Genomic DNA, 24,189 nt, shown 5'->3' on the forward strand with positions numbered 1-24,189 from the left:
GCCATCGTCCCGCGCAAGCTATAGTCCATGCGCATGCGCCGTCTGCGGGATCGCACCCGATGCGCCGACGTCTTCATGTGAAATACGCCTCGATAATTTCCTGCATGCGCTCGGCTGAGTCCTGGAAATCCTCATCAGCAGCCAACGCAACAATCGACACGCCGCCGACCTCCAGCGTATCAAGGATGATGTCGTCCGTAGAATTGAAGAACTGCACGGACCAGACATTCCTGATCCCGGTCGCCTGCACTCGGCAGGTGCTGTAGCCGTGCAACATGAGTTGGACCGGTCCATTGCCCAAGCTTTGCTGTAGGAATGCCAAGTCGATAATGCTCATTGGCAGTGACGTCAGATTGATGACATAGGCGTGCATGCCTAATCGCCAGACCCTCGCCCGCTCGCGTATTTGGGCCAGCACCGGTTGAACGTTCATCGCGCCATTCGGCGGCGTGCGGATCACAAGATCGGCGGACGTCAAGTCAGTTGCGGCACGCCGCACAATCTGCGGAATCGACCCGACCTCAACATATTCATGCGCAGGCTCCGCGCCGATGCGCACGCGCCAGATTCCCGCGAGCACTGACTCCCGGATTTGCGCCAAAGAGCCATCTGGCAGCGCAACCACGCCGGCCACCTCACCTTCTCCGAGCAATTCGTCAATCAACTTGCGTTCGCCATCGCTGAGATTTGCGAGCCCGTAAAGTTGTGTCCGAGCACCGCTTCTCTGACGGCGAACGGCAGCAGCGGCGTTTGCTAACAGCAAGGTGGCGTTCGGATAGTTCCTTCCACGCTCGTCCGCATCGCCCCAGGCGCGGCGGGCGAGCACACTCATGGGGCCGGTATGGAATACATCGAGACTCGCAGGGCCAGTGGCGAGGTCGCTCGTCGCCCGCTCAGCGCCGCCGGATACAGTGGGGATCGCCGTTTTCATGATGCGATGTTCCACTGCCTGTACCGAGAGGCAATGCACTTGCCGACCCAAGTGCTGGCGGCGTGTGCCCGAATGATCGGTACGGAGATGCGGTTGATCGCGAGCAAACGGCCCGATCTCTTGCCGACCAGGCAGAGTTCATCGTGCCTAGCGCATAGGCTCGGCGTCGACGGTCTACGTCGGCCGAGCCTGCCGACTCGTGTGCCATTAACGATGCGGGACACCACTGCGCCTTGCGTGCCTTGCCGAAACTTCTTGACAACTTTAGGAAGGAAGAACGCGAGCTGGATGATCCGGAGTTCGGCCGCGGACAGCGGCATCACAGTCACCGTCGCTTGAGCGTGCACGGCTAGGCGCGCATCGACGCTGACGCCCTCCACGTCGAACGGAGGGGGTCGCGCTGAACCATGCTGCTCCGGCTGCAATTTCATCAGACGCCTTTCTCATATTGTTCGCTTCTGCTAGCAGGCGGTTAGCAAGGCGCATGCCAAATGCTCTGGCCGCAACTCGCGCTCGGAGCAACGGCGAAACGCCTGATATTTTCCAGGCAAACGTTACGTGCGATTGGAATTCGAATTGTGAGATCCCTTCAGTCGGCGCAAGTGAGCGGAACGGCTAGCGTAAGTGCTCCGGCAATTGTGGCTCGTGACCGATCAAGTCCGCAAAGAATCGATCGATGTCCTGGCCGTTGAGGCTGGCCTCAAGCCCGTCAAGTGCTTCCGAGATCAGCCTTGCTTCATTGTCGTCCAAAACCCGCACCGCGCTGTCGATATGAACGAGCACCTTGGCGCCGACCGGTACATCGGCGAGCAGCATGACCGAGACGCGCCGCTGTTCATTGCCATACTCGCACAGCGCCGTGATACCGTCGGTCTCGGCAATCGTCATTGGCAAGCCAAGGCACATTGTCAGTCTCAGGCCGCTAGACGGGCTGCGCCCTCATCTCATAATTCGCATGGTCAATATTGTTCGCCAACAGCCGTTCTGATGCAGGCAGCGGCGCGCCCCGCGGTTTTGCCGGCGAGCCCCACTGCGCTAGGAGCTTACAAGCCAGTTCAATCGCAGGCCCAATCTGAAAGCGCACCGGCGCGGTCAGAGGACCGCCCCAAGTCTCCAGGTCCAGTGGCTGACAGCCGATGAGAGCGAGCTCTCGCGGGCGGCGGCCAAGAAAATCGGCCGCGCTCAAGACCTCCTGAAAACCGGTCTGATGCAGGCTCACTTTCTTGGCACCAGTAAACTTTGGCACTTCGTCATCTCGTACAAGCTCCAACTGGCCGGGCGGCAATCGATAGTCGATGGCATCGAACACGACCACGCAATCGGCCTGTTCAAGAAAACTGACGAGGTAGAGTCCCTGGGTGCCGCCATCGAGGACGGTGACATTATTATCGACGGCGTAGCGGCTATGAAGCTCTTCGACCACTCGCACGCCGAAGCCCTCATCGGCCCACAGGATATTGCCGATGCCGAGCACGAGGATTCGTTTTTTGTCTTTCGGATTGAGCATTCGCTTCCCGGTCAATCGCCAAACCCGCGCTCAGCCGATCTTTTTGGAAAAGAAGCTGCGCCGCGATATGATGTCTTCCCGGATCACCGCGTAGATGTGGACCAGCGCAAACATCACGATGACCCACAGGCCGAGATGATGCAAGGTGTGGACGTCCTGACTGTTCGGCCAGATTGAAAACAGCCAGCCGAACACCTTGTACTGCCAGCTGTCAGTACCGGCACCTTGCCCATAAAGTGCAAAGCCAGTGACGACCATGAACGTGATCGTCTGTGTAAACATGAAGAACATTGCGAGCTGAGCAAGGCGATCGTGCCCGGGGCGCCTGTCAGGATCCCCTGTAAGGAACGCATACCAGAGTATCTCCTGATACACCTCCCGCCAGAAGCACCCGCGCCAGAGCGGCACGCAAAAGATCTGGATGGCATGCGCATTTCCCATCAAGGCCCAGTAGATGCGCAGAAGAAAGCCAACGCTGGCCACATATCCCGCCGCGAAATGGGCAAAGCGGATATAGCCGAACAGGAAATTGCGGCTTGCCTCTCCCTTCATCGCTGGTGTGCCGGTCCCAATAAGGTAGCCGGTTAAACTTAGTACCAGAATGGCCGCCGCGTTAGCCCAATGCCACAGTCGCACCGGCGCATAAACGTGGGCGACGCCACCGCCAATGCTGCGATCAGTCGGTGCCGCATCGTCGGCGGTGAGGAGCTTCCCCCTATCCAGCATGGACCTAACGCACTTTAACTGAAGCCATTTCTTGGCCCTCAGGACTCATCACGTGGGTCGAGCAAGCCAAGCACGGGTCAAAGGAATGGATCGTGCGCAAGATCTCCTGGGGCCGCTGCGGATCGGCCATCGGGGTACCGATCAGCGAAGCTTCAAAAGCGCCAATATTGCCTTTGGAATCCCGAGGAGAACCGTTCCACGTCGTCGGAACGACACATTGATAATTGTCGATCTTAGCGTCCTTGATCTTGATCCAGTGGCCGAGTGCACCGCGAGGCGCCTCAGTGAACCCGTAACCCTTGGCCTCCTTACGCCAGCTTTCCGGGCGCCACCTGCTAACGTCGGCAGTTGCCGTATTGCCTGCCTTGAGCTGGACTACGAGCTTATCCTGAAAATAACGCATCTGATGCGCCGCCCACTGGCATTCGAGCGCCCGCGCCGCTGTACGGCCAAGGGTCGAGAACAGCGCAGTCAGAGGCAGATTGAGCCGCTTGAGCAGTCTCTCGGCGGGATCCTTGAACTCGGCTTTCCCTTGCGCATAACCAATGATGTATCGCGCCAACGGCCCGACCTCGACGGCGTGGCCGCGCCAGCGCGGCGCTTTGATCCAGGAATACTTGCCGCCTTCGTCGAGTTCCTTGATATCTGTCTTGCTGCCTTTGAATTCTGGCCCCAGTTTAAAACTCGGCTCGGTAATGCCGTCCCAGGGATGCAGCCCACCGCAATCGCTGGGGTATTTATACCATGAATGCGCGACGAATTCCTGGATCTGCTCGGGATCACCATGGTCGATCGGCAGTATCTCCTTGAGATTGCCATTAAGAATGACCCCGCGCGGCAGCTTGAGACTTTTCGCAGAACAGTCATTGGCGTTTTCGGGGATGTCGCCATAGGACATCACGCTTTTGCTCGAAAGACCACCGCCGTGGAGCCAGTCCTTATAGAACGAGCAGATTGCAGCAATGTCGGGTAGATAGACCTGCTCGACAAACTCGATCGAGCGGGCGATGATCGAGGACACGATATTCAGTCGTTCCATATTGATCGCGCCCACCGCACCGATTCCGTCGATGTTGATCGCGCAGGGTACGCCGCCGACCAGCCAGTTCGGATGCGGGTTCTTGCCACCATAGATAGCTTGGATCTTGACAATCTCCTTCTGGAAGTCGAGCGCTTCCATATAATGAGCTACCGCCATCAGGTTTGCTTCCGGTGGTAGCTTGTAGGCCGGATGCCCCCAATAGCCATTCTTGAACGGACCGAGTTGCCCTGACCCGAAGAATTTGTTGAGCCGGATCTGAAAATCTCTGAAATAGCCGGGGGATGACAGCGGCCAAGGCGAGATAGACTGCGCCAGTGCGGAGGTCGACTTGGGATCGGCGTTGAGCGCGGAAACCACGTCGACCCAATCCAACGCATGCAAGTGATAGAAATGTACGAGGTGATCATGCACGAGCAAGCACAACTGCATGATGTTACGGATCGAATTGGCATTCTCCGGAATCACGATTCCTAGTGCATTTTCAACCGCGCGCACGGAGGCGAGCGCATGGGTGCCGGTGCAGACCCCGCAGATCCGCTCGGTGAACGCCCAGGCGTCGCGCGGATCGCGCCCGCGCAGGATGACTTCGATGCCACGCCACATTGTCCCGCTTGAGACCGCATTGCGGATTACATTGTCGGAATCGAGATTGGCTTCGACGCGCAGGTGGCCTTCGATCCGCGTCAGCGGATCGATGACGATTCGCCTGCCGGAACGATCGAGACTGAACCCGTTCGGCGTCTGGATGGCCACCGTCGTATCTCCTCAACTCGGTTTGCCTTTACCGGCCGCGCGATCCGGCTTGTGGGTCAACCGCTTCACGGCGGTGACCGCCGCATGGGCAGCAACCGTTAGCCCGAGCACCCCGGCAGCGGCCATGCCGATCTTGTCGGCGTTCTCCTCAATGCCGAACTGCTTGATGGTTGTAAGTCGGTCGTAAAATGACCCTTTGTCCCAGAAGCCGTCCTCAGAACAGCCGAGGCAGCCGTGACCGGATTGAACGGGAAATGAAACGCCGCCGTTCCACCGAACGGCCGAACAGGCATTGTAGGTGGTTGGCCCCTTGCAGCCCATCTTGTACAGGCAATAGCCCTTGCGCACGTACCTATCGTCCCACTCTTCGACGAATTGGCCAGCGTCGAAATGGGAACGCCGATAGCACTTGTCGTGAATGCGCTCGGAATAAAACATACTTGGACGTCCTTGGCGATCGAGCTCCGGAAGCTTTCCGAACGTGACGATGAACGTCACGAGACCACTCATGATCTCTGCGATAGGAGGACACCCGGGCACCTTGATGATGGGCTTGTCGGTGATCACCTTATCGATTGGCGCCGCGCCAGTCGGATTGGGCTTGGCCGCTTGCACGCATCCCCAGGACGCACACGTGCCCCAAGCGATGATTGCCATGGCCCCTTCTGCCATCCACCTGAGCTTCTCAACGAACGGTTTGCCGCCGTCAATGCAGAACATGCCACCCTCCTTCAACGGCGGATTGCCTTCGACTGCGAGCACATACCTGCCTTTGTACTTGGCACGGGTTTCTTCCAGGATGGCCTCAGCCTGGTGTCCAGCCGCCGCCATGATCGTATCGTCATAGTCGAGCGAAATCATCGACAGCAGCGCGTCTTTAATCAAGGGATGGGCCGAGCGGATAAAGCTTTCCGAGCAACAGGTACACTCGAGCCCGTGCAACCAGATGACGGGCACACGCGGTTTGGTTTCGAGGGCATGGGCAATATTGCTTGCGGTGAGCGAACCAAGTCCCAAGCTCGCGGCCGTCACACTACAGAATTTGTGGAAACTACGGCGCGTGATACCCTGACGTCTGATCACGCTGTAGAACGTTTCCGTTGCATCATCCATGAAACCTTCCAAGTGAGTAGTCGTGGCCGTTACGAATTACTGACGTTTAGCAAGAACCAGGCCAGCGAAGCGAAACACTTAAGACATCAAGCGACCGCCGAAATTTGCGCAATTGTGAACCCGGCCACGTGCCAGCCCCTTTGCCATGGATCTGTCATGCTGATGGTGTTCAGTTTTGAAGATGTGAGCACTTGAACAAATCAGCAGGAAGGTTCACCACTGCACGGGGACTAACCTACAATCGCGACACTCGTCAGCCCGATTGTCGAATAGAATTGGCGCAGTGGACGGGCACCGCACTGCCCGCTCCCAATCAGGCCTGCCGATTGCTGACCAACGAGGCGTTCAAGCTCTCATGATCGCGACTGCACAGGCGGCCCGTCAAAAAGCGGCCGTCGAGCGAGGAAGAGAGGCCGCAATGGACCGAGCCGCGATGCGCCCCGCTGACGTTGCTTTGGGAGCTGGTCAACTCGATCTGATTTTGGTAAAAGCGCCTCCTCGCACCTCATCGCAACGGCGCTGTGGGCAAGAGACCGGACGTTTAATATCATCTAGGAGCGTTCATCGCACAAGCCAATCGGTGGCAAGGCGCGACGTCGTGGCGCATCGCGACACTCACCCGCTTGCAGGAGCTTCTTCGCGACAGCGGAGGCGATCGTGTCTTGAAGCATTGGTGCGATCCATCCGACGCGGATAGAAGGCAACGGCGCCTACATTCACTCGACATCGATCCGTATTAGCAACACTGCCTGTCTGCTACCCAAAACGGATCATCGAGCTTTTCGAGGGAAAGTGAAATCATCGGAGTATCGCGGCATAGACGATATACTGGACTTGTTCGCGGTAGTACTTCCGGATTTCCCCGGGCGCCGCCGTTCCGACCACCACGACCAGACGCTCTTTTGGGTCGCAGAAAAATTGTGTGCCGTAGGCGCCGGTCCAGGTGAACTCTCCTGGATTGCCCGGAACCGCTGAAAGCCCCCCGGCTAGCCGTACAGCCACTCCAAGCCCGAACCCGAAGCCGGCACGGTGCGCTTCCACATTGGCGACTTTATTTTGATTCCTGGCCCGAGGTGGTTGGAGATCATGTGGCGCACCGTCCTCGGACCAAGAATCCGCTGCCCATCGAGCTCCCCGCCGTTGAGCAGCATTTGTCCAAAGCGCACGTAGTCACCGACTGTCGCAAATGCGCATGCTCCCCCGCGGTCAAACTTCGTCTGGCTTTCGAGGAGTTCGATGTCTTGCGGCTTTCCCGTCAGCGGGTCCTCCGAAAATGGACGCGCGAGGCGCTCGCGTTGCCATTCCGACAAACGGAAAGTGGCATCTTGTATTTTGATGGGCTTCCATAGGTTGCGGATGAGATAGTCGCCCAATCGCTGTTCGCTGACCTGTTCAATGACAGCTCCCAGCACATCGGTCGAGAAGCCGTATTCGAATTCCGTCCCCGGTTGGTGCGCTAGCGGCAGCTTGGTAATCGCTTCGATGAAAGCCTGCTTATCGCCCCTTAGGGGCGGGTCGGCGAAACCGGGATAGAGACGCGCCACTTGGTCTGAGCTGTCGGGCGCACCGTAGGTGAGTCCGGTTGTGTGGCGATAAAGATCGTGGATGCAGATCGCAGAACTCTGCGTTTGAAATATTAATGACCCTTATGCTGTGGCACTGCCACCTTCATGTTTGCGAATTCCGGGTAGTAATCCGTAAGCTTGGCGTGTAGAGGAAGGCGACCTTCCTCCATAAGGATGAGCCCAGCAACGGCCACCATCGGTTTGGTCATAGAAGCAAGCGCGAAGATCGCATCGAGCCGCATCGGGCTTCCTTTTACGGGGTCGAGTTGGCCGTACGCTTTGTAGTGAATCAGCTTGCCGTCTCTCGCGATTGCAATCACCGCGCCCGGCACGCGTTTGCTTGCAATCTCGCGAGCGAAGAACTCGTCTAGCTTGGCAAGGCGCTGCTGAGAAACGCCGACCTCATCGGCCGCTGCTTCGGGCAGAGGCGCGGAGTGCACCGAATTGAGAGCGAATGCAGCAGCTGCCGTGGCTATAGCAAGCTTGTTCATTGTACCCTCGGAAGGATGGATGGGCCCAGTTTGCAAGACTGCCGCCCGCATTAGGATGTCGGGCGGCAGTCCTAAGACGATTAGGTGCCCCTCCTGGCACAGTGTCTGTCGATGAGCGCTAAAGTGAAGATTGTCGGCGAACATCACCATACCACCAGCAATCACACTTGCCTCACGCCAGCGCGACGCTTGGACGTAGTCTACGACGTAGGCCGACAACACCTTAGTGCGCCCAGGAATATTGCCGCCGATCATCATCACGACGCCGAATGTGCCGATCGTATGAGAAAAGCCAACCACGGCGGCTTTAACAAATTCCAATCGCGCCAGTGGCGCGGTGATGGGGATGAAGGCATACAACGGCGAAACGCACCCGGTCGTCTCCAAGGGGAAATCGCCTATCGCAACAAAGGCGTTACGGATCGGCTACACGACTAACGGCAGCGCCGAGAGGACCGATCCGACCACGATTCCGGCGAAAGTAAAGGCCAGCGTGCGCTCGCCCCAGAAAGAGGCGAGAACGCCACCCGGTCCGTGGGGGCCGAGCAAAACGAGGACGCAAAAGCCGAGAGCCGTTGGCGGCAGCACCAGCGGCAGGGCGATCAACGTGGCCACCGCCTCGCTCGCAAAGGTCTTTGAGCGCGCTAGCCACCAAGCCAGGGGCACACCAATCAAGAGAAGGATCACGGTCGTCAAGCTGGCGAGCTCAATCGTGAGCGCAAGGGATTGCGAAATCTCTGCCCAAACCACATCCATCTGCGTCAGCCCGCCAGGGAGCGCGGGCCGACGTATCCTGACAGTGATGGCCTGCACGTGCGGCTCACGCGGCGCGGTGGCGCGAATCGCCCGTTGGTCGCGCGGCAGCTCGTGGCGGCCGCCAAATTCACGCGCTTCGTTTGTGCAAGCAAGAGCGGCATTGCAAGCCTCATCGACAACTCCTGTGGCAGGTCCGCTTCGGTTCATATGACGGCGGCAACTTCTCATTTGTCATCAGCAATTCCTGTGCCGGGTACGAACAGTGGCAGCTCTATGCTCAGCGAGAGAAATTCGCGTGGACGGCGACGTCACTTTGGAGTGGACCTAACACTCTGTTAGGTTTCCGGCACCTTTGTTTGCGAGCAGACAGCGACGGCCCTGCAAGGAAGCGTTAGAAATTGTCAGCCGAAGAGATCCCTGTGTGGTTGGTCGACGGCTCGCCGCGCCGGTAGTGGAGCGGACCGCAGGAAGCCCGTCGTTTGGCAGCAACAGGAACGGGTAGCCGATAACTCGTTGTAAGCTGCTTCTGCGACGGCGCAAAAGGCGCGAGGGGCCGTGAGCGAAGCCGGCCTCGTGACCGCCCTGGCCAATGCGGATCGTCAGCACAGGCCTGGAGACAAACGCCCCCGTGCACATCGAGCTTTGCCGGTAGTTCCTACATCAATGGCTTTTACGAACAATCTTGTTTTCCAAGCCGCGCTTCCATCCGGCAAATGCGTGCAATCCAAACTATCGATTTTACCGATGCCACGTGTTGTTGCATCGATCTCAGCACTGTGTGCATATCGAGCACGCTAAGGCTCCCAGTCGAGACGTAACTCCGCCAATGCGCGCTACGCTGCAATTATTTTTTCGACCTTGCGAATGCGGTCCGCGCTCGACTCAGCCAATCCCGCCCAGGCAGACGACTTGTCCACGACTGATCAATCGGCCGCCGCTTAGGCATCTGGTGCATATCTTGCTTAACGAGAATGGACAACGTAACTACACGCCTGCCTTTGGAAGGACGCGCCGGCTCCCGGAACCGTCTTCAATCGGACACGGCTAAAATGATGAGTCTCGTATGACGCTGCCGCCTCTGAAGCGCGGCGGCTCACATTCGAGTATATTCGGGAAGGAAGCGTCATGACCACCATGGCAACTGCGGCGCCTGCACGCGCGTCGCAAGCTTGGTATAAGATACTCTACGTTCAGGTGCTGATCGCGATCTTTATGGGCGCCGTGGTCGGCTGCCTCTGGCCATCTCTAGCCACCAACGACTGGATTAAGGCCCTCGGTGACGGGTTCATCAAGCTCATCAAGATGGTGATCGCGCCGATTATTTTCTGCACCGTCACATCTGGTATTGCGCATATTCAGGATGCGAAGAAAGTGGGGTGCGTCGGCGTGAAGGCGCTGTTCTATTTCGAGATCGTGTCCAGCTTTGCCTTGCTGTTGGGCCTTGTTATGGGCAATCTCGTCCAAATCGGCCATGGCCTTGCGGTCAAGCCGGATGCTGCGGCGGTCGCCAATTACGTCAAGCAGGCGGAAGCTTCGAAGACCGTCGACTTTTTTCTCAACATCATTCCCGATAGCGTGGTCGGCGCCTTCGCTCGCGGGGATGTTCTGCAGGTTCTACTGTTCGCGATCCTTTTCGGCTTTTCTCTGATGGCTCTGGGAAAACGTGGGGAGCGGCTGCGCGGCATGATTGACGACGTCGCGCACGCAGTGTTCGGCGTAATCGCTATTGTAATGAAAGCGGCCCCGGTCGGCGCCTTCGGCGCCATGGCGTTCACGGTCGGCAAGTTTGGGCCGGCAGCACTCGGTAATTTGATCGGTCTGATCGCGCTGTTTTACGCAACAGCCGCGCTGTTTGTTGTGGTGGTGCTCGGCCTGATCGCGCGCCTCGTCGGTTTTTCGATTTTCAAGTTTCTTGTCTATATCAAAGACGAGATTCTGATCGTGCTCGGTACGTCATCCTCCGAAAGCGCGCTGCCGCAATTGATGGAGAAGCTCGAGCGGTTGGGCTGCTCGAAGACGGTCGTCGGACTGGTGGTGCCAACTGGCTATTCCTTCAACCTCGACGGCACCAACATCTACATGACACTTGCAACCTTGTTCATTGCCCAGGCACTCGGGGTCGATCTCTCCTTTAACCAGCAGCTCACGATCTTGCTCGTGGCAATGCTAACGTCGAAGGGAGCGAGCGGCGTCACCGGCGCTGGCTTCATCACCCTTGCTGCGACATTGTCGGTGGTAAACCCAGCGCTTGTGCCGGGCATGGCAATCGTATTTTCGATCGACAAGTTCATGAGCGAGGTGCGCGCCCTGACGAACATCATCGGCAATGGTATCGCAGCCGTGTTCGTATCCTGGTGGGAAGACGAGCTAGAGCACGGAACGCTGCAGGCTCGGCTCAACCAGCCCACAGTTTCGACCACTATCGACCCTACAAGCACAATGAAGTAGGTCCCGGATCTTAACCGCCACCATCCGAACACGAACTGAATGCAAGAGACACATTTCTCGTACTTCGAATCGGCCAAGCCGACTTAAGGTGAGCCGGCACTGTCTCGTGCGCTCTCCAGTGCACAGCTCTTGCTCCGCGTCGCCGCCAGGCAGCTGCCCCTGAAAAGCACGCGATCAAAGAACTAGGGGCTTCTTCAAGGCGCCTCCTTGGGTGGTCACGGCTACCGTCCATCTGAATGCGGCGAGTCGTCCACACCGTCGGTTCGGTGTCATGTCGGCGCTCGATTCCACCGAAACCAATTGGAGACGACTCCTCCGCAGCTAGGCGTGATGGCCTAATCGCCAGGTGGTTCGCGCAACTTGGCCTTCCTGTCTCGGCACATGAACGTTGCGCTTTCCTCCGCAGAACCGACTGTGCCGGCGAGATGAGTGGTTCGCCCGCTTGTTTCTGTTCGTTGCCGGTCCGGAGACCCGCCTGATCGTTTCGCTTCAACCTCTCGGCTGAACAAAAACCGCTGTCCTCGTCCGCGGGCCTAAAGGGGGTGCATCGGCTCGCAGGCTCGAGCGACTGCCGGCAAGGCTATCGGCAGGGGAGCAAAGCAGAGGTTTCAGCTTCGACTGCCGCAGGGTCAGCGACGCCTCATCGAAAAATTTAGGACAACTATACGTACGTTTATGATGCGTTTTTTCCCCGCGCGTGCTGAGTTCGGCCGCAGGTGATCAATCTCGGACACGCTCGATCCAAGCGTCGAGGATTGCCCCATTTTTGCCTAAAATGCTATAGCTCTCCCGCCGGAGAACAGGCCGGACGGTCTCAAAATGTCTATCCAGATCAGCAGTCTTAAACGTTCAGCCCCTCAGTTGACCTTCGGCGGCATAACCTTAGCCGCTGTTACACTGAGTTGCGTGTACCTTAATGCCCATTTCGCCGCGACGGCGTTCGCCTATTTGTTAGTAGTCTTGCTATTTTCGTTGATGGGCAGCTTCATCGCGTCATCCGCGCTTTGCATCATGGCAATCGCTGCTCTCGCATACTACTTTGCGCCGCCGGCGTTCAGCCTACAAATCGATGACCCCCGCGATCTTCGAGTGGTTGTCGCATTCTTTATTGTGTCAATCGTAGGAACGTACTTGATCGGAAAGCTCCGCCAGGAAAGAGAGGCTGCGCGTGTGGCTGCGGTCAAGCTTCAGCGGAGTGCGGCGGATTTGGAGGATCGTGAAAAACGGTGGCGAGCAATCTTCGAGCACAATCCGGCCATGTACTTCATGGTCGACGAAGCCGGCACTGTCCTTAACGTCAATACATTCGGCGCGACCCAACTCGGCTATGCTCCTGCAGAACTGATCGGCCACTCCGTGCTCTGCATATTTCTTGAGGAGGATCGCGCATTCGTTCACAAATGCATTCGGGCGTGCCTTGAGGATATTGGACAATCGCGCACGTGGGACGTCCAGAAAGTCAGGAAGGACGGCTCCGTATTGTGGGTACGTGAAAACGCCAAGGCCATGCTTTGGGCCGACGACCGGCCTATTGTCCTTATCGCCTGCGAAGATGTCACGGAGCGAAAGCAGACCGAACTTGCCCTGCAGCGGAGCGAAGCGCATTTGGCTCAAGCGCAGGAGTTGAGTCATACAGGCAGCTTCAGCTGGAACGCCACCACTGGCGAGGCGTTCTGGTCAAAGGAAACATTTCGGATTTTCCAATTGGATCCTCAAACGACTCCCTCGCCGCAGCTTGTCGTTGCTCGCACTCACCCAGATGATCGGGCTTCGGTTAAACAGGTTATCGATGGAGCGATGCGGGAGTTGAGCGATTTCGAGCACGAATATCGATTGCGGCTACCAGACGGCTCTGTGAAGCACATCCATGCGAAGGCACGGCTTACGAGAACCGCTTCTGGTGAAATCGAGTTTGTTGGGGCAGCTACCGATATTACGGCAGCGAGGAGAGCAGAACAGCAGTTGCGTCGCAGCGAGGCCTATCTGGCCGAGGCCCAGCATCTCACCCACACAGGCAGCTGGTCTTGGGACGTCCACGGTCTAGATTTCGTTTATCGCTCCGCGGAAGTTGATCGACTGTTTGGCTTTAACCCGCAAGAGCCGGTATCGATAGAGACCATTCGCTCGCGCATCCATCCGGAAGACTTGCCGCGGTTACAGGAGGTGCAGCGCCAGGCGAGAGAAAAGGAGCAGGAGCGGTTCGAGTATGATTTCCGTGTTCTTCTGCCAGATGGCGGGATACGGCGTATACACTCCGTTGCGCATGTTGTCGTCGCTAGCGATGGTAAGGTCAGCGAGCTGATTGGAACACATATGGATGTCACCGATCAACACGCAGCTAGGGAACGCCTGGAAAACACACTTGTCGCGCTGCGCGAAAGCGAACAGCGCTTTCGCGACTACGCCGAGACAGCTTCCGACTGGCTCTGGGAGACCGGTCCAGATCATCGGGTCACTCGCTTATCCGAGCACACCAGCACTGCAGGAATTTTGGCCACAGGATTGATAGACCTGCTTCGCTGGGAGATTGCGTGCGACGTCGAAGACGAGCCCGAAAAGTGGCGGCAGCACCGGGCGACGTTGCAGGCGCATCAGCCGTTTCGGGATCTGGTCTACCGCACGGTGAATAGGACGGGATCTCCGATCTACGTGCGCACAAGTGGCAAACCTTTCTTCGACGGAAACGGCAATTTTCTGGGTTACCGTGGCGTCAGCACTGACATCACAGCCATTATTCGCGCCGATCAGGCCGAACAAGACCTGCGAAAGGCACAGGCGGAGCTTGCCCATGTGACGCGCGTAACGACGTTAGGAGAACTGACAACCTCCATCGCGCACGAGATAAACCAGCCACTCGCCGCTATTCTCACCAACGCCGATGCGTGCATCGGATGGATGGCTCGCGAAGCTCCTGATCTTGCCGAAGCGCGCTCTTCAGTGGAATGGATCATCGAAGACGCGATCCGGGCAAGCGAGGTGATCCGTAGTGTTCGCGCACTCGCGAAGAAAGGCGAGATTGAGATGGTGCCGCTCGACATTAATGATGTCGTCAGGGACGTCATTGCGCTGATAACACGAGAGCTGGTGAGCCACCGGGTGACGTTGCGAACCGAGTTGACGGCCGTGCTGCCTAGGATCCTGGGTGATCGAATTCAGCTACAACAGGTGATCATCAATCTGGTAATGAACGGAATCGAGGCGATGGACGCAATTACAGACCGGCCGCGCGAACTTCTGATTAAATCATCCAAGGACGATCTGGGGCGCGTGCAGCTTGCCGTGGCCGATTGCGGCGTCGGGATCGCTGAGAAGGACGCTGACCACGTCTTGGATCCCTTCTTCACCACCAAGTCGAGTGGCCTTGGAATGGGACTTTCGATCTGCCGTTCTATCGTGGAAGCTCACGGAGGGCGGCTATCGTTTCTTCAGAAAAATGAACCGGGCGCGACCTTCCAGTTTGTCCTGCCCGTGCATAAGGAGGCCATCCAGTGACAGGACCATTTGACTCGCCAGGTCAGGGTAGCAGTGCCGAGGCCTCGACGAAGACGATCGTCTTTGTCGTTGAGGATGATATCTCCGTGCGCCGCTCGCTTATTAACCTTTTTAAACAGGTAGGATTGGAGGTCGTTGCGTTCGGATCGGCCCGGGAAATGCTGCAGAGCACAATTCCGGACGTCCCAAGCTGTCTAGTTCTTGATGTCCGACTGCCAGGCCTGAGCGGCCTTGACTACCAGACCGAGCTGGCCAGGTTGAACATACACATCCCGATCATTTTCATCACCGGTCATGGCGACATTCCCATGACCGTCAGGGCCATGAAGGGAGGCGCGGTCGATTTTCTCAGCAAGCCCTTCCGCGATCAGGAACTGCTTGATGCTGTGGTTGCGGCGACCGAACGCGATCGCAAAAGACGGGATGCTCAGCGAACCGTCGCGAACCTGCAGTCTTTATTTGAGACCTTAAGCCCGCGAGAGCAGGCGGTGATGAAACTGGTCACGGCCGGCCTGATGAACAAGCAGGTAGCCGCCGAACTTGGGCTCGCCGAGATTACCGTCAAGATCTACCGGGGTCACGTAATGAAAAAGATGCGTGCCCGGTCGCTCGCCGAGCTGATCAGAATGAGCGAGACGCTGGGGCTTCGCGCAAATCGTCCTGAACAAACGCAAGTATGATTTTACAGCTTCATCTCTCCAGCCCATCTTTCGCCGAAGGTGGCTAGTGCTTTGGCAGCCGCTGTTCCCGAGTCAGGAGGGCTCATCTTGTCCACGCCTTTGATTTCCGTCGTTGACGACGACGCCTCAGTCCGTGCGGCGACAGGGAACCTCTTGAAATCGCGTGGCTACGTCGTGCAGATATTTGCTTCGGCCGAGGCGCTCCTGCGGTCGCCGCAGTTGAACGAGATATCCTGTGTCATTACCGATGTGCAGATGTCGACTATGAACGGGCTCGAGCTGCTGGCACAGATGCGGACGCGTGGTTACGAAGCACCTTTCATTTTCATTACCGCTTTCCCCAGCGAGCGTGTGCGCACGTCAGCCCTGGACGCGGGAGCAATTGGCTTCCTCGCCAAACCATTTGGCGGACAAGAGTTACTTAAGTGCCTCGACAGCGCACTGAAGGCATATGGCGCCCGAGGCGGTATCTGATTCCAACCTGCAGCTTGAGTTCATGTCCGATCTAAAACCTCGTGGGCGGCAATCACGCCACCTGGCAACGTCTTCGCAGTCCGAACCCCGGCTTAGTCTAAATATGCTAGCGACCAGCAATTTCTTGCCCGTCCACGCTTTACGGATATGGGCGGCTGCAGAACAGACTATCCTGCGAGAGACGCTGGCACGCCAACTCGACTCATTCCGCCAACGCTCATGGTAACGCTGACCCAGAGCCGTCTTTGCGCCTAAGCACTTCTTAGCTCCATCTGGAGCGAGGCTATATATTCCGTTGCAGAGCGGAGTCGCCGAGATGGCCCGGCAAGCACGAGATTGACTGTGCAGCCCCACCGCGGTGACGATGAAAATGGAGCTTCGCTCAGCAGCCCCCCATGTATTGGGCACCCCTGTTCTGGTGAGAGCGTTCTGCACTATGCTCGTGCTCACCGCATCGTTACGTCCGTTGACGCTTGCGGGCCCGGCTTGTCCATTGGGCGGCCGCTTCGCTGTACATTGTTGCGACCGACTATCGTCAGGCGTCCACGCCATTATTTCTTCGCAAGCTTCATCTGCGGAAGAGTTGTGGTCCCAGCCGTCCAACGTGCTCGGCGCCACACGTCCCGGCCGCTCGGCCGGGAGTCAAAACACGTCGTCGCCGCAGCGAGCATTCTCAGCAATAGGCTTGTAAATAGGCCCCTACTTCCCAAGCGCGAACAATCAGCAACTGCTAAGCCAAGGTGAACTGAGGAGAGAGCATTCTGAACCAAACGAGGAACTCTGAGCTAAACGCCGCCGCCGCCGCAGAGGAGTGCGGAGCAGGCTAGATCGATTTTTTCCACCAGGCCAAATGCCCGGTGATTCCATGGTCACATGAAATCATCCTCATAATCGTATGTTGAAGCACTCGCTGGCATCTCGATTTTACGGTCTTGGCTGTCGTCAGCTTTGCGAAGATACCGCGAAGCGGTGCCTTCTCGCTGCCACTTGCCGTCGCCATTCCTCACCCACTTGTCTGATTTCACTGGGTCGAGAACCATGTTATCGGCGTCAACCTCGACGAACCCCATCTTTGCAGCACGGGCTCTTGCCTCCGGATTAGCCGGACGCAAATTCAGCAGTGGCCGTTCACCGGCCATTCCAAGTTGATGCTCGAGCAGAATATCGCCGGCGTTCTCGACAAGCGGATGAACGACCTGGAGATCTACAGTGGCGGTCGTCCCAGGTCGCCCGGGAAACAGCTCCTGCCACTTTTCCACGTCGAAATTCGTCATGCTGTCGCCCCCTTCCATTCGTAGAAGGCCGACACTCTTGTTTCCCAATTGATAGCTGAAGTATCGCGCGTTATCAGAATCTCGAGTTGTTCCATACTCCTCAGCAACCTCTGCAGTTCGCGCCGCTTTCTGAGAGACGAAGTCCGAATATTCTTGTGGGTTATCGGCGATTTTCCTGATTTCGTCGCTGTGATAGCCCTCTGCTGCTTTTCTGAACGACCTCTTATCGATCTCTACGACAGGCGGGCTTGAATCAAGCCAATAGGGCCGTGTTGCCGAAGACGAAGTGCCGCTGGAGTTTGGCGGGGCTAAGCGCAGTTGCCGAAACGCATCCGCGAAACTGTCTGCGTCGTTTTGCTCATCAGCCTCGTCAAGCGGAGAGGATGTGAAATAGGACGAGCCATCGATCCGATTATACATGGCAATTGGTGCTCCCGTCGGATATTCTTTTCCGCATCTAGTTCAGGCTTGCTAGGCCCTGCGGCGCTGATAGGCAACCTGCCTTACGAAAACCTGACGTGGTCCTGCCGGTCGCCCTCACGCTGGCTTGTCACAGGGCTTCCTTCTGAGCGACACGGCGGCACGCTCGTGCCATTGGCATTCATCAGGTTTGATGAGAGGCCGCGAGCACTTCGGAGATGCTCCTCCATTAGAATCGGGTCGACCGATGATTGACCTGCTGAAGCCGGAGTTCCGCCGCGTCGCCTCATATCTCAGGCGCTTGGCCAGATCGAGCGGGATCCTACGGTGCTGGATCGTCTCGTCGCAATCTGCCCCGACTGGGGAGACATCGTCCAACCGTATTGGAGACCAATCGAAGACGGCCGATCAAGGCGGTCAGGCTCGCGCTCACTGATCGGGATCGATCCGGCATGCGCACCGGCTCGCCAAGCTCTGCGCGGCCAGCTCTTGAGCTTAGCGATGCCCCGCCCGGGCCAGCCGGGCGAAGCGTCGCGGATCGGCTCAGTCGCCGTTCCGAGCTTGGGACGAGACCAGATCAGCTGAGGCCCTCACCTTCTTCACCGGCGAAGAGGTTGGTATGGCGCGACAATCAGGATGAGAGCCGCATTGCCTCGCCTTAATTGTTACCGGATGCTGAGCCGTTGCCTCACGTAAATTGCTCCCCTAATCGGGGACGAGCGGGGGCGCAGATGGGGCGGCTGAGCATGGCAACGCGGAAGGAACTGACGGCGGCGGCAGGCGTGCGTTATCGGCATTCGGATCGCGCGAAGAAGGCACGAATATTAGATGAGTTCGTCGACATCACTGGGTTTCATCGCAAGCATGCGATGCGACTACTTCGAGGCCAGGAAGACGCACGCCCAGGCCGAGGGCCGCGACGTCGGATCTATAATGAGGCAGAACACAACGCGCTCGTGCTCCTTTGGGAAGCGTCAGACCGGATCTGCGGGAAGCGGCTGAAGGCGTTAATGCCTGCGCTGATAGAGGCGATGGAACGGCATGGCCACCTCGACCTTGCCCCCGAGATCCGCGCCAAGCTTTTGGCGATGAGCGCTGCGACGATTGACCGCGTATTGGTGCCGATCCGAGAAAAATTGGGTCGCAAGCGCCGGCGGCACACAGCGCATTCTCTGCGTCGCAGTGTTCCAATACGGACGTCGGCGGATTGGAACGATCCGGCGCCAGGATTCGTCGAGGCTGACCTTGTAGCGCATAGCGGACCATCTGCGCGCGGCAGCTTTATCCAGACCCTCGTGCTCACCGACATTGCTACTGGCTGGACAGAGTGCGCTCCCCTGATCGTGCGTGAACAGACGCTGTTGAGCACGGTGCTGACGGAATTGCGCAAACATTTGCCTTTTGCGCTGCTCGGCCTCGATACTGACAATGATACGGTGTTCATGAACGAGACGCTGAAAGGCTATTGCGAGGCAGCCAACATTGTCTTCACGCGTTGCCGTCCCTACCGGAAGAATGACCAGGCGTTCGTTGAGCAGAAGAACGGCGCGGTCGTGCGCAGGATGGTCGGCTATCGTCGGTTCGAAGGCCTGGAAGCGGCCGAGCTGCTGGCAGAACTCTATCGAGCAGCGCGGCTGTTCGTAAACTTCTTCCAACCCTCGTTCAAGCTGATAGCCAAGCAGCGCGACGGTGCTCGTGTGCGCAAGACATACAGCGCGCCGGCAACACCCCACCAGCGCCTGGCCGCCGACGCCCGCACGCCTGACGCAGTCCGCCACCATCTCCAAGAAATCTATGCCGCTCTCGATCCGGTCGCGTTGTTGCGCGACATCCGCGACGCGCAGGAGCGCCTCGCGGCCCTCGCGGATACCCAACCAATCGTCCATCCTGCTGCGGCATCGCAATCGACCGATCGCTTCCTGGCATGCCTGCGAACGGCCTGGAAGGACGGAGCTATGCGACCGACGGATCGGCCAATCGTGAAGGCGAAAAGAGGCCGGCGTCGTCCCGACCCGCTCATTCGCGCAACGCCAGATTTGCGAAAATGGTTTGAAGCCGAGCCCTGGCGGACTGGCAGCGAACTGCTCTCCCGCCTGCAGGTGAAATATCCTGGAGCCTACCCGAACAAGCTTCTTCGAACGCTTCAACGGCGGCTTAAATCCTGGCGCAGCGAGCAAGCGAATGCGCTGCTGTTCGCTCCTACGGAGAAAATGCCACCAAGGTCAGAGGTCACGACAACGCAATGATGTAGCGGCTGCCAGCGGAGGAGGCCGGGCGCTCCGAAACCCCGGCCATCTCCGCACCCGGCCTCCTCCTCAACCCAAGCCAGGAGCAAAATAAATGAGGCAACCGATCGCGCCCGGGAGCATCGATACGTGAGGCAATACGGCGTCTCACCCTGATCGCCGCCGCGCAGGTTGGAGAGGATCGGAGCGGAAGCTCGGATCGTCGAGCTTGAGGCCGAGATAATCGCGGCCCTCGTTGGACCGCTTGGACCAGGCGGCCCCGATCTCCACACGACCGACATAGATCCGGTGGTTGGGAGCGTTGTTGCGCGAGCGACTGGCTTCGGGGACGATCCGCACGTTCCTCTCCTGGAGCGAGAGGGTGACGAATTCGCCTTTGAACTCGTTGTTGCCGGTCTTCTTGAAGGTGCCGATGATCGCCATGGTAGTTCTCCTTGATCTCTGTTTCCCGAGCCCGCACCTTGCGGCCTCGATGGTGATCGACAAGCCGGAGGCGATCGACGGCGTACCCCGAAGAGGCCGAAGCACCAGCGGAGAATGGAAAACCAGGCGAATTTCTTGTTTCGCAAGGAATGACGGCGCAGCCGGCAGGAGAAGAAATCGATCGGCGCCGTTGCGCCATAGTCGGTCGAGGCGTCAGCCGTCCTTCGGCCAGATCAATCCATCGAAGAGGCCGTTTGGCGCGCTCGATCCGAACAGAGCTGACATCAAGCAGAACGTGGCGATTTGCGGGTCCACTGAAAGAGCTGGCGCAACCGAATCCAATGTTGATTAGCTCTCTTCATTACAGGTAGACGGATCTCCGCTTCCGCGATCGCAGGTCGGCTGGACGCCCCGTTGACGAGAGCGGCTAGCCATATCTGTGATCCGTCGCCGTTTTGGTCTATGCCGCACAACGACTGCCACGAAACTGCCACTCTGCGATGATCGGTCGGGCCTCGACGCTCGGGCTGCTCTGAGTGTATCTGAACGACAAGACTCGCGGGCACGCTGAATGCCTGCTCCGGTCAACTCCTTTCAATGTGACGCTATCTGCCGTTGCCAGGCCTTTCTCCAGCCCGCCCTGTAGCGGTTACGACCTTTTGGTCCATTTCCAGTTGCGTTCGAGGAGCGGGACAGCAATTCCCGTGCCGAGAATGAGCAGCGGTTCTTCTGTCAAACAGATCTGCGGCACCGCGGTGGGAGGCCGATGCGATCGCTCGCCCACCAACCGGATTTGCCAGTCGTGCTAAATCCCGCGTCGCCGCAACGCTGGTTGATCCTGCTATGCGAGCGGGTCGGCTGTCGCTGCGCCAGATAATGGCCAATAGTACTCGCCTGTCGCATATACAGCCGGGGGCGCCGCGTCCTTCCGGTACGGCGAACCATCTGCTTGATTCTAAGCCCTTGACCTTGCGCGGGAGTGTCCGGTTTCCAACAATTCTTTTGATGACAGGCAGCAGGTGTACGGCGCCTGTGGCCCAACCGGATTCAATGAGCCGTTGATACGCGCGATCTAAGGGAGAAACTGGACTGCTAATCGCAATCCCCCCGGGGGCGAAGCGCATGCTCAACTTGCCCCACAGGGCGCGCATGCTGGCAATTGGGCAAAGTAAGTTGTCGCGCGTATGCGCTTCCAGTGAATAAGCCGCGACGGAGCGGCCCGAAGCTGTCTGCACCGACTTGCTCGTCGGCTTCGGCATTATACGACAGCTACGCAACTTCGGAGACAGCAAGATTGAGAACTTGTCCGGTTTCGTTTCCACGAACTCGACGCGACCAAACACAAGCCAACACCTCGACGCGGAGGCCTCAATGCTCAGACACTAACACTGCGGCCTCATTCGACAGTCACCGATTTTGCGAGATTACGCGGCTGATCCACGTCCGTGCCCCTTACGAGGGCGGTATGGTAAGCCAAGAGCTGAACCGGAATAGCATAGATCATCGGCGTAAAGCTTGCGACCACCTCCGGCAGCACAACGGTCATGAGTGTGTCCACCGTCGCTTCCAAAGCACCCTTCGCATCCGTGATTAGGATGATCTTGCCGCCCCGAGCGGCAACTTCTTGCATGTTCGAGACGGTCTTCTCGAAGACCTCGTCGTAAGGCGCGATCACCACCACAGGCACGGTCTCATCGATCAGTGCAATCGGTCCGTGCTTGAGCTCGCCGGCGGCATAACCTTCTGAGTGGATATAGGAAATTTCCTTCAGCTTGAGTGCGCCCTCCAACGCCAGGGGGGCCGATGTGCCCCGACCGAGATAGAGCACGCCCCTCGAGTCGGCGATATGACGCGCGAGCTTCTCGATCTGCGGCTCGATCAACAGCGCCGCAGCAATCAACCGCGGCACTTCGATAAGCTCACGCACGAGCTTTGATTCATCGATCTCAGACAGCTTACCGCGCTCTTTGCCTGCTGCGACGGCAAGCGCCGCCAATACCATCAGCTGGCAGATGAATGCCTTTGTAGAGGCGACGCCGATTTCTGGCCCCGCCAGTGTCGGCAGAACGGATTCACTCTCGCGCGCAATCGTCGAGGTCGGGACGTTGACCACAGATATCGTGTGCACGCCCTGGCCCCTGGCGTATCGCAACGCAGCTAGTGTGTCAGCGGTTTCGCCCGACTGCGAGATGACGATGGCGAGATCACCCCGGCGCAGAGGCGCCTCCCGGTAGCGGAACTCGGACGCTACATCGATCTCGACAGGCAAGCGCGCCAGCCGCTCGAACCAGTATTTGGCGATGTGCCCGGCATAGCTCGCCGTGCCGCACGCGGTAATTGAGATGCGCTGAATGGATTTAAAGTCGAACGGCAATGTGAGCGGCAGGGCGACGCGCTTGGCCGGCATGTCGAGATAATGCGCCAATGTCTTGCCGGCCACTGTCGGCTGCTCGTGGATCTCCTTGGCCATGAAGTGGCGATAATTCGCTTTGTCCACAAGGAGTGACGATACGCCCGACTTTGATGTTTCCCGCTGGACGACGGAGCCGCCTGCGCTATAAATCACGCACGTCGTGCGTGTAAGCACCGCCCAGTCGCCGTCTTCAAGATAGGTAATGGTGTCGGTCAAAGGCGCGAGCGCGAGCGCGTCCGATCCTAGATACACTTCACCGTTACCATGTCCGATCGCAAGGGGCGACCCCTTGCGCGCACCGATCAAAAGATCGTCTTGGGCCTTGAAAAGGAATGCCAACGCGAAGGCACCGCGCAGCCGCGGCAGCGAAGCTTGTACCGCATCCTGCGGCGAGCAGCCATTCTTGAGATAAGATTCGACGAGATGTGCCACCACCTCGGTGTCCGTCTCTGAGCCAAAATGGGCTCCATTGCCCTCCAGCTCGGCCCGCAGCTCGCTGAAATTCTCAATGATCCCGTTATGAACGACCGCTACGTTTTCCGTCGCATGCGGATGAGCATTGCGCTCGGTCGGCTTTCCATGAGTAGCCCAGCGGGTGTGACCAATACCGGTGCGACCCGACGGCGGACAATAGCGCAGCCGCTCCTCAAGGTTTCTCAGCTTGCCTTCAGCGCGTCGCCGCTCGATACGGAGCCCCTCGAGGGTCGCAAGGCCTGCGGAGTCATAGCCACGATATTCCAATCGCTTGAGCGACGCGACCAACTGCCCAACGACCGGACCACGCCCCAAGATGCCGACAATTCCACACATATCGATCAGTGCTGCCCAAGTTCAAGAAGCCCGACATTCCCCCTCACGGGAACCCCGTTACGAAATTCGCTTGCGATAACAGGTGTGAAGTTCGGGTTTTGTCGCGGCCGCCAGTATCGCCGCCGCATTCACAAGCGTGAGTTAGATCTCTTTCAGCCATCATCGCTTCGTCCGGCTACATTCCGTTCTTGGCTGCCCATCGAGTACAGACTGGGATGCGACTGCGAATAGCGTGACCGCTTTGAGAAGAGCCAGAATGCAGGTGCGCTTAAACGGTGGTGCGACATCCAATCCCGACAAAAACAGACTTGCTCGGGTTGCGACGATAGCTGTCGTCGTCGCATAAAGCCGCTGCGAGGCCATATCGCGCAAATAGTCTGGCTCCTTAGATTAAGGACATTCGAACCAGATTGGCAGCCAATTATGCTACGATAAAACATCTTGTCTTGTTCGGCTCATCATCATCACTGTGAGCCATTTCACGACTTGCCGCTCAAATTCTCAAGGAAGTGAGCAGCGAAGCCGGCGAACCGGGCGGCACTTGAGTGGCAGTAACTGAGTCCTTGCGTGTCACTCATTGACTGTCGAGAGGCTCACGTTCCGTCTCAGCTGCGCTCCATTGGGC

General features: G+C 58.1%; 14 protein-coding genes and 3 pseudogenes. 5 read left to right on the top strand and 12 right to left on the bottom strand.

The genetic code is table 11. The annotated features are described in order from the left end of the window. Window positions 1-73 precede the first annotated feature (73 nt). The 9 genes and pseudogenes from GA0061099_RS33975 to GA0061099_RS34015 form a co-directional block, all read right to left on the bottom strand. Window positions 74-931, bottom strand: a complete 858-nt coding sequence (locus tag GA0061099_RS33975) for a hydrogenase expression/formation protein (protein WP_081493078.1) — start codon at window positions 929-931, stop codon at window positions 74-76. Beyond that, entirely contained in the window at window positions 928-1,362 is a 435-nt protein-coding gene (locus tag GA0061099_RS33980; RefSeq protein ID WP_036031275.1) for a hypothetical protein, read from the bottom strand. The genes GA0061099_RS33975 and GA0061099_RS33980 overlap by 4 nt, the downstream gene beginning before the upstream one ends. 184 nt (window positions 1,363-1,546) lie before the next feature. Further along, window positions 1,547-1,837, bottom strand: a complete 291-nt coding sequence (locus GA0061099_RS33985; protein ID WP_036031272.1) for a HypC/HybG/HupF family hydrogenase formation chaperone — start codon at window positions 1,835-1,837, stop codon at window positions 1,547-1,549. Window positions 1,838-1,853: 16 nt separating this feature from the next. Then, window positions 1,854-2,438, bottom strand: a complete 585-nt coding sequence (locus GA0061099_RS33990; RefSeq protein WP_036031270.1) for a HyaD/HybD family hydrogenase maturation endopeptidase — start codon at window positions 2,436-2,438, stop codon at window positions 1,854-1,856. A gap of 30 nt (window positions 2,439-2,468) precedes the next feature. Continuing rightward, on the bottom strand, window positions 2,469-3,164 hold the full coding sequence (cybH, locus tag GA0061099_RS33995; RefSeq protein WP_036031267.1) for a Ni/Fe-hydrogenase, b-type cytochrome subunit: 696 nt from the start codon (window positions 3,162-3,164) through the stop codon (window positions 2,469-2,471). Window positions 3,165-3,168: 4 nt separating this feature from the next. Next, window positions 3,169-4,959, bottom strand: a complete 1,791-nt coding sequence (locus GA0061099_RS34000) for a nickel-dependent hydrogenase large subunit (protein ID WP_036031264.1) — start codon at window positions 4,957-4,959, stop codon at window positions 3,169-3,171. A 12-nt stretch (window positions 4,960-4,971) separates the two neighbouring features. Further along, a complete protein-coding gene (locus GA0061099_RS34005; protein ID WP_036031260.1) occupies window positions 4,972-6,072 on the bottom strand; it encodes a hydrogenase small subunit in 1,101 nt (366 codons plus the stop codon). Window positions 6,073-6,870: 798 nt separating this feature from the next. After that, window positions 6,871-8,128: pseudogene (locus GA0061099_RS43005) on the bottom strand (serine hydrolase domain-containing protein). Between the two features lie 135 nt (window positions 8,129-8,263). Further along, window positions 8,264-8,884, bottom strand: a pseudogene (locus GA0061099_RS34015) (molybdate ABC transporter permease subunit); the annotation flags it as partial. A gap of 1,125 nt (window positions 8,885-10,009) precedes the next feature. On the opposite strand from GA0061099_RS34015, the gene dctA reads away from it, so the two are divergent. The 4 genes from dctA (at window position 10,010) to GA0061099_RS34035 (ending at window position 15,978) form a co-directional block, all read left to right on the top strand. Continuing rightward, window positions 10,010-11,332 carry a C4-dicarboxylate transporter DctA gene (gene dctA / locus GA0061099_RS34020; protein ID WP_050996256.1) on the top strand — a complete coding sequence of 441 codons (1,323 nt, stop codon included), beginning with the start codon at window positions 10,010-10,012 and terminating at the stop codon, window positions 11,330-11,332. A gap of 819 nt (window positions 11,333-12,151) precedes the next feature. Further along, the gene (locus GA0061099_RS34025) at window positions 12,152-14,824 is read left to right on the top strand and encodes a PAS domain S-box protein (protein ID WP_036031257.1); all 2,673 of its coding nucleotides are present in this window, start codon (window positions 12,152-12,154) and stop codon (window positions 14,822-14,824) included. Next, on the top strand, window positions 14,821-15,504 hold the full coding sequence (locus GA0061099_RS34030) for a response regulator transcription factor (protein WP_036031254.1): 684 nt from the start codon (window positions 14,821-14,823) through the stop codon (window positions 15,502-15,504). Before GA0061099_RS34025 ends, GA0061099_RS34030 begins: the two co-directional genes overlap by 4 nt. A gap of 87 nt (window positions 15,505-15,591) precedes the next feature. Beyond that, window positions 15,592-15,978: a response regulator transcription factor gene (locus GA0061099_RS34035; RefSeq protein WP_036031300.1), complete on the top strand. Its 387-nt coding sequence runs from the start codon at window positions 15,592-15,594 to the stop codon at window positions 15,976-15,978. Window positions 15,979-16,847: 869 nt separating this feature from the next. On the opposite strand, the gene GA0061099_RS34040 is transcribed toward GA0061099_RS34035, so the two are convergent. Then, the gene (locus GA0061099_RS34040) at window positions 16,848-17,672 is read right to left on the bottom strand and encodes a hypothetical protein (protein ID WP_036031251.1); all 825 of its coding nucleotides are present in this window, start codon (window positions 17,670-17,672) and stop codon (window positions 16,848-16,850) included. 731 nt (window positions 17,673-18,403) lie between these two features. On the opposite strand from GA0061099_RS34040, the gene GA0061099_RS34045 reads away from it, so the two are divergent. After that, on the top strand, window positions 18,404-19,918 hold the full coding sequence (locus tag GA0061099_RS34045; protein WP_074448269.1) for an integrase: 1,515 nt from the start codon (window positions 18,404-18,406) through the stop codon (window positions 19,916-19,918). Between the two features lie 146 nt (window positions 19,919-20,064). On the opposite strand, the pseudogene GA0061099_RS34050 reads toward GA0061099_RS34045, so the two are convergent. Continuing rightward, window positions 20,065-20,341: pseudogene (locus GA0061099_RS34050) on the bottom strand (DUF736 domain-containing protein); the annotation flags it as partial. Window positions 20,342-21,737: 1,396 nt separating this feature from the next. After that, window positions 21,738-23,564, bottom strand: a complete 1,827-nt coding sequence (glmS, locus tag GA0061099_RS34060) for a glutamine--fructose-6-phosphate transaminase (isomerizing) (protein ID WP_036031111.1) — start codon at window positions 23,562-23,564, stop codon at window positions 21,738-21,740. Window positions 23,565-24,189 lie beyond the last annotated feature (625 nt).

It is taken from the genome of Bradyrhizobium yuanmingense (assembly GCF_900094575.1).
In the GTDB taxonomy this organism is placed as follows: domain Bacteria; phylum Pseudomonadota; class Alphaproteobacteria; order Rhizobiales; family Xanthobacteraceae; genus Bradyrhizobium; species Bradyrhizobium yuanmingense.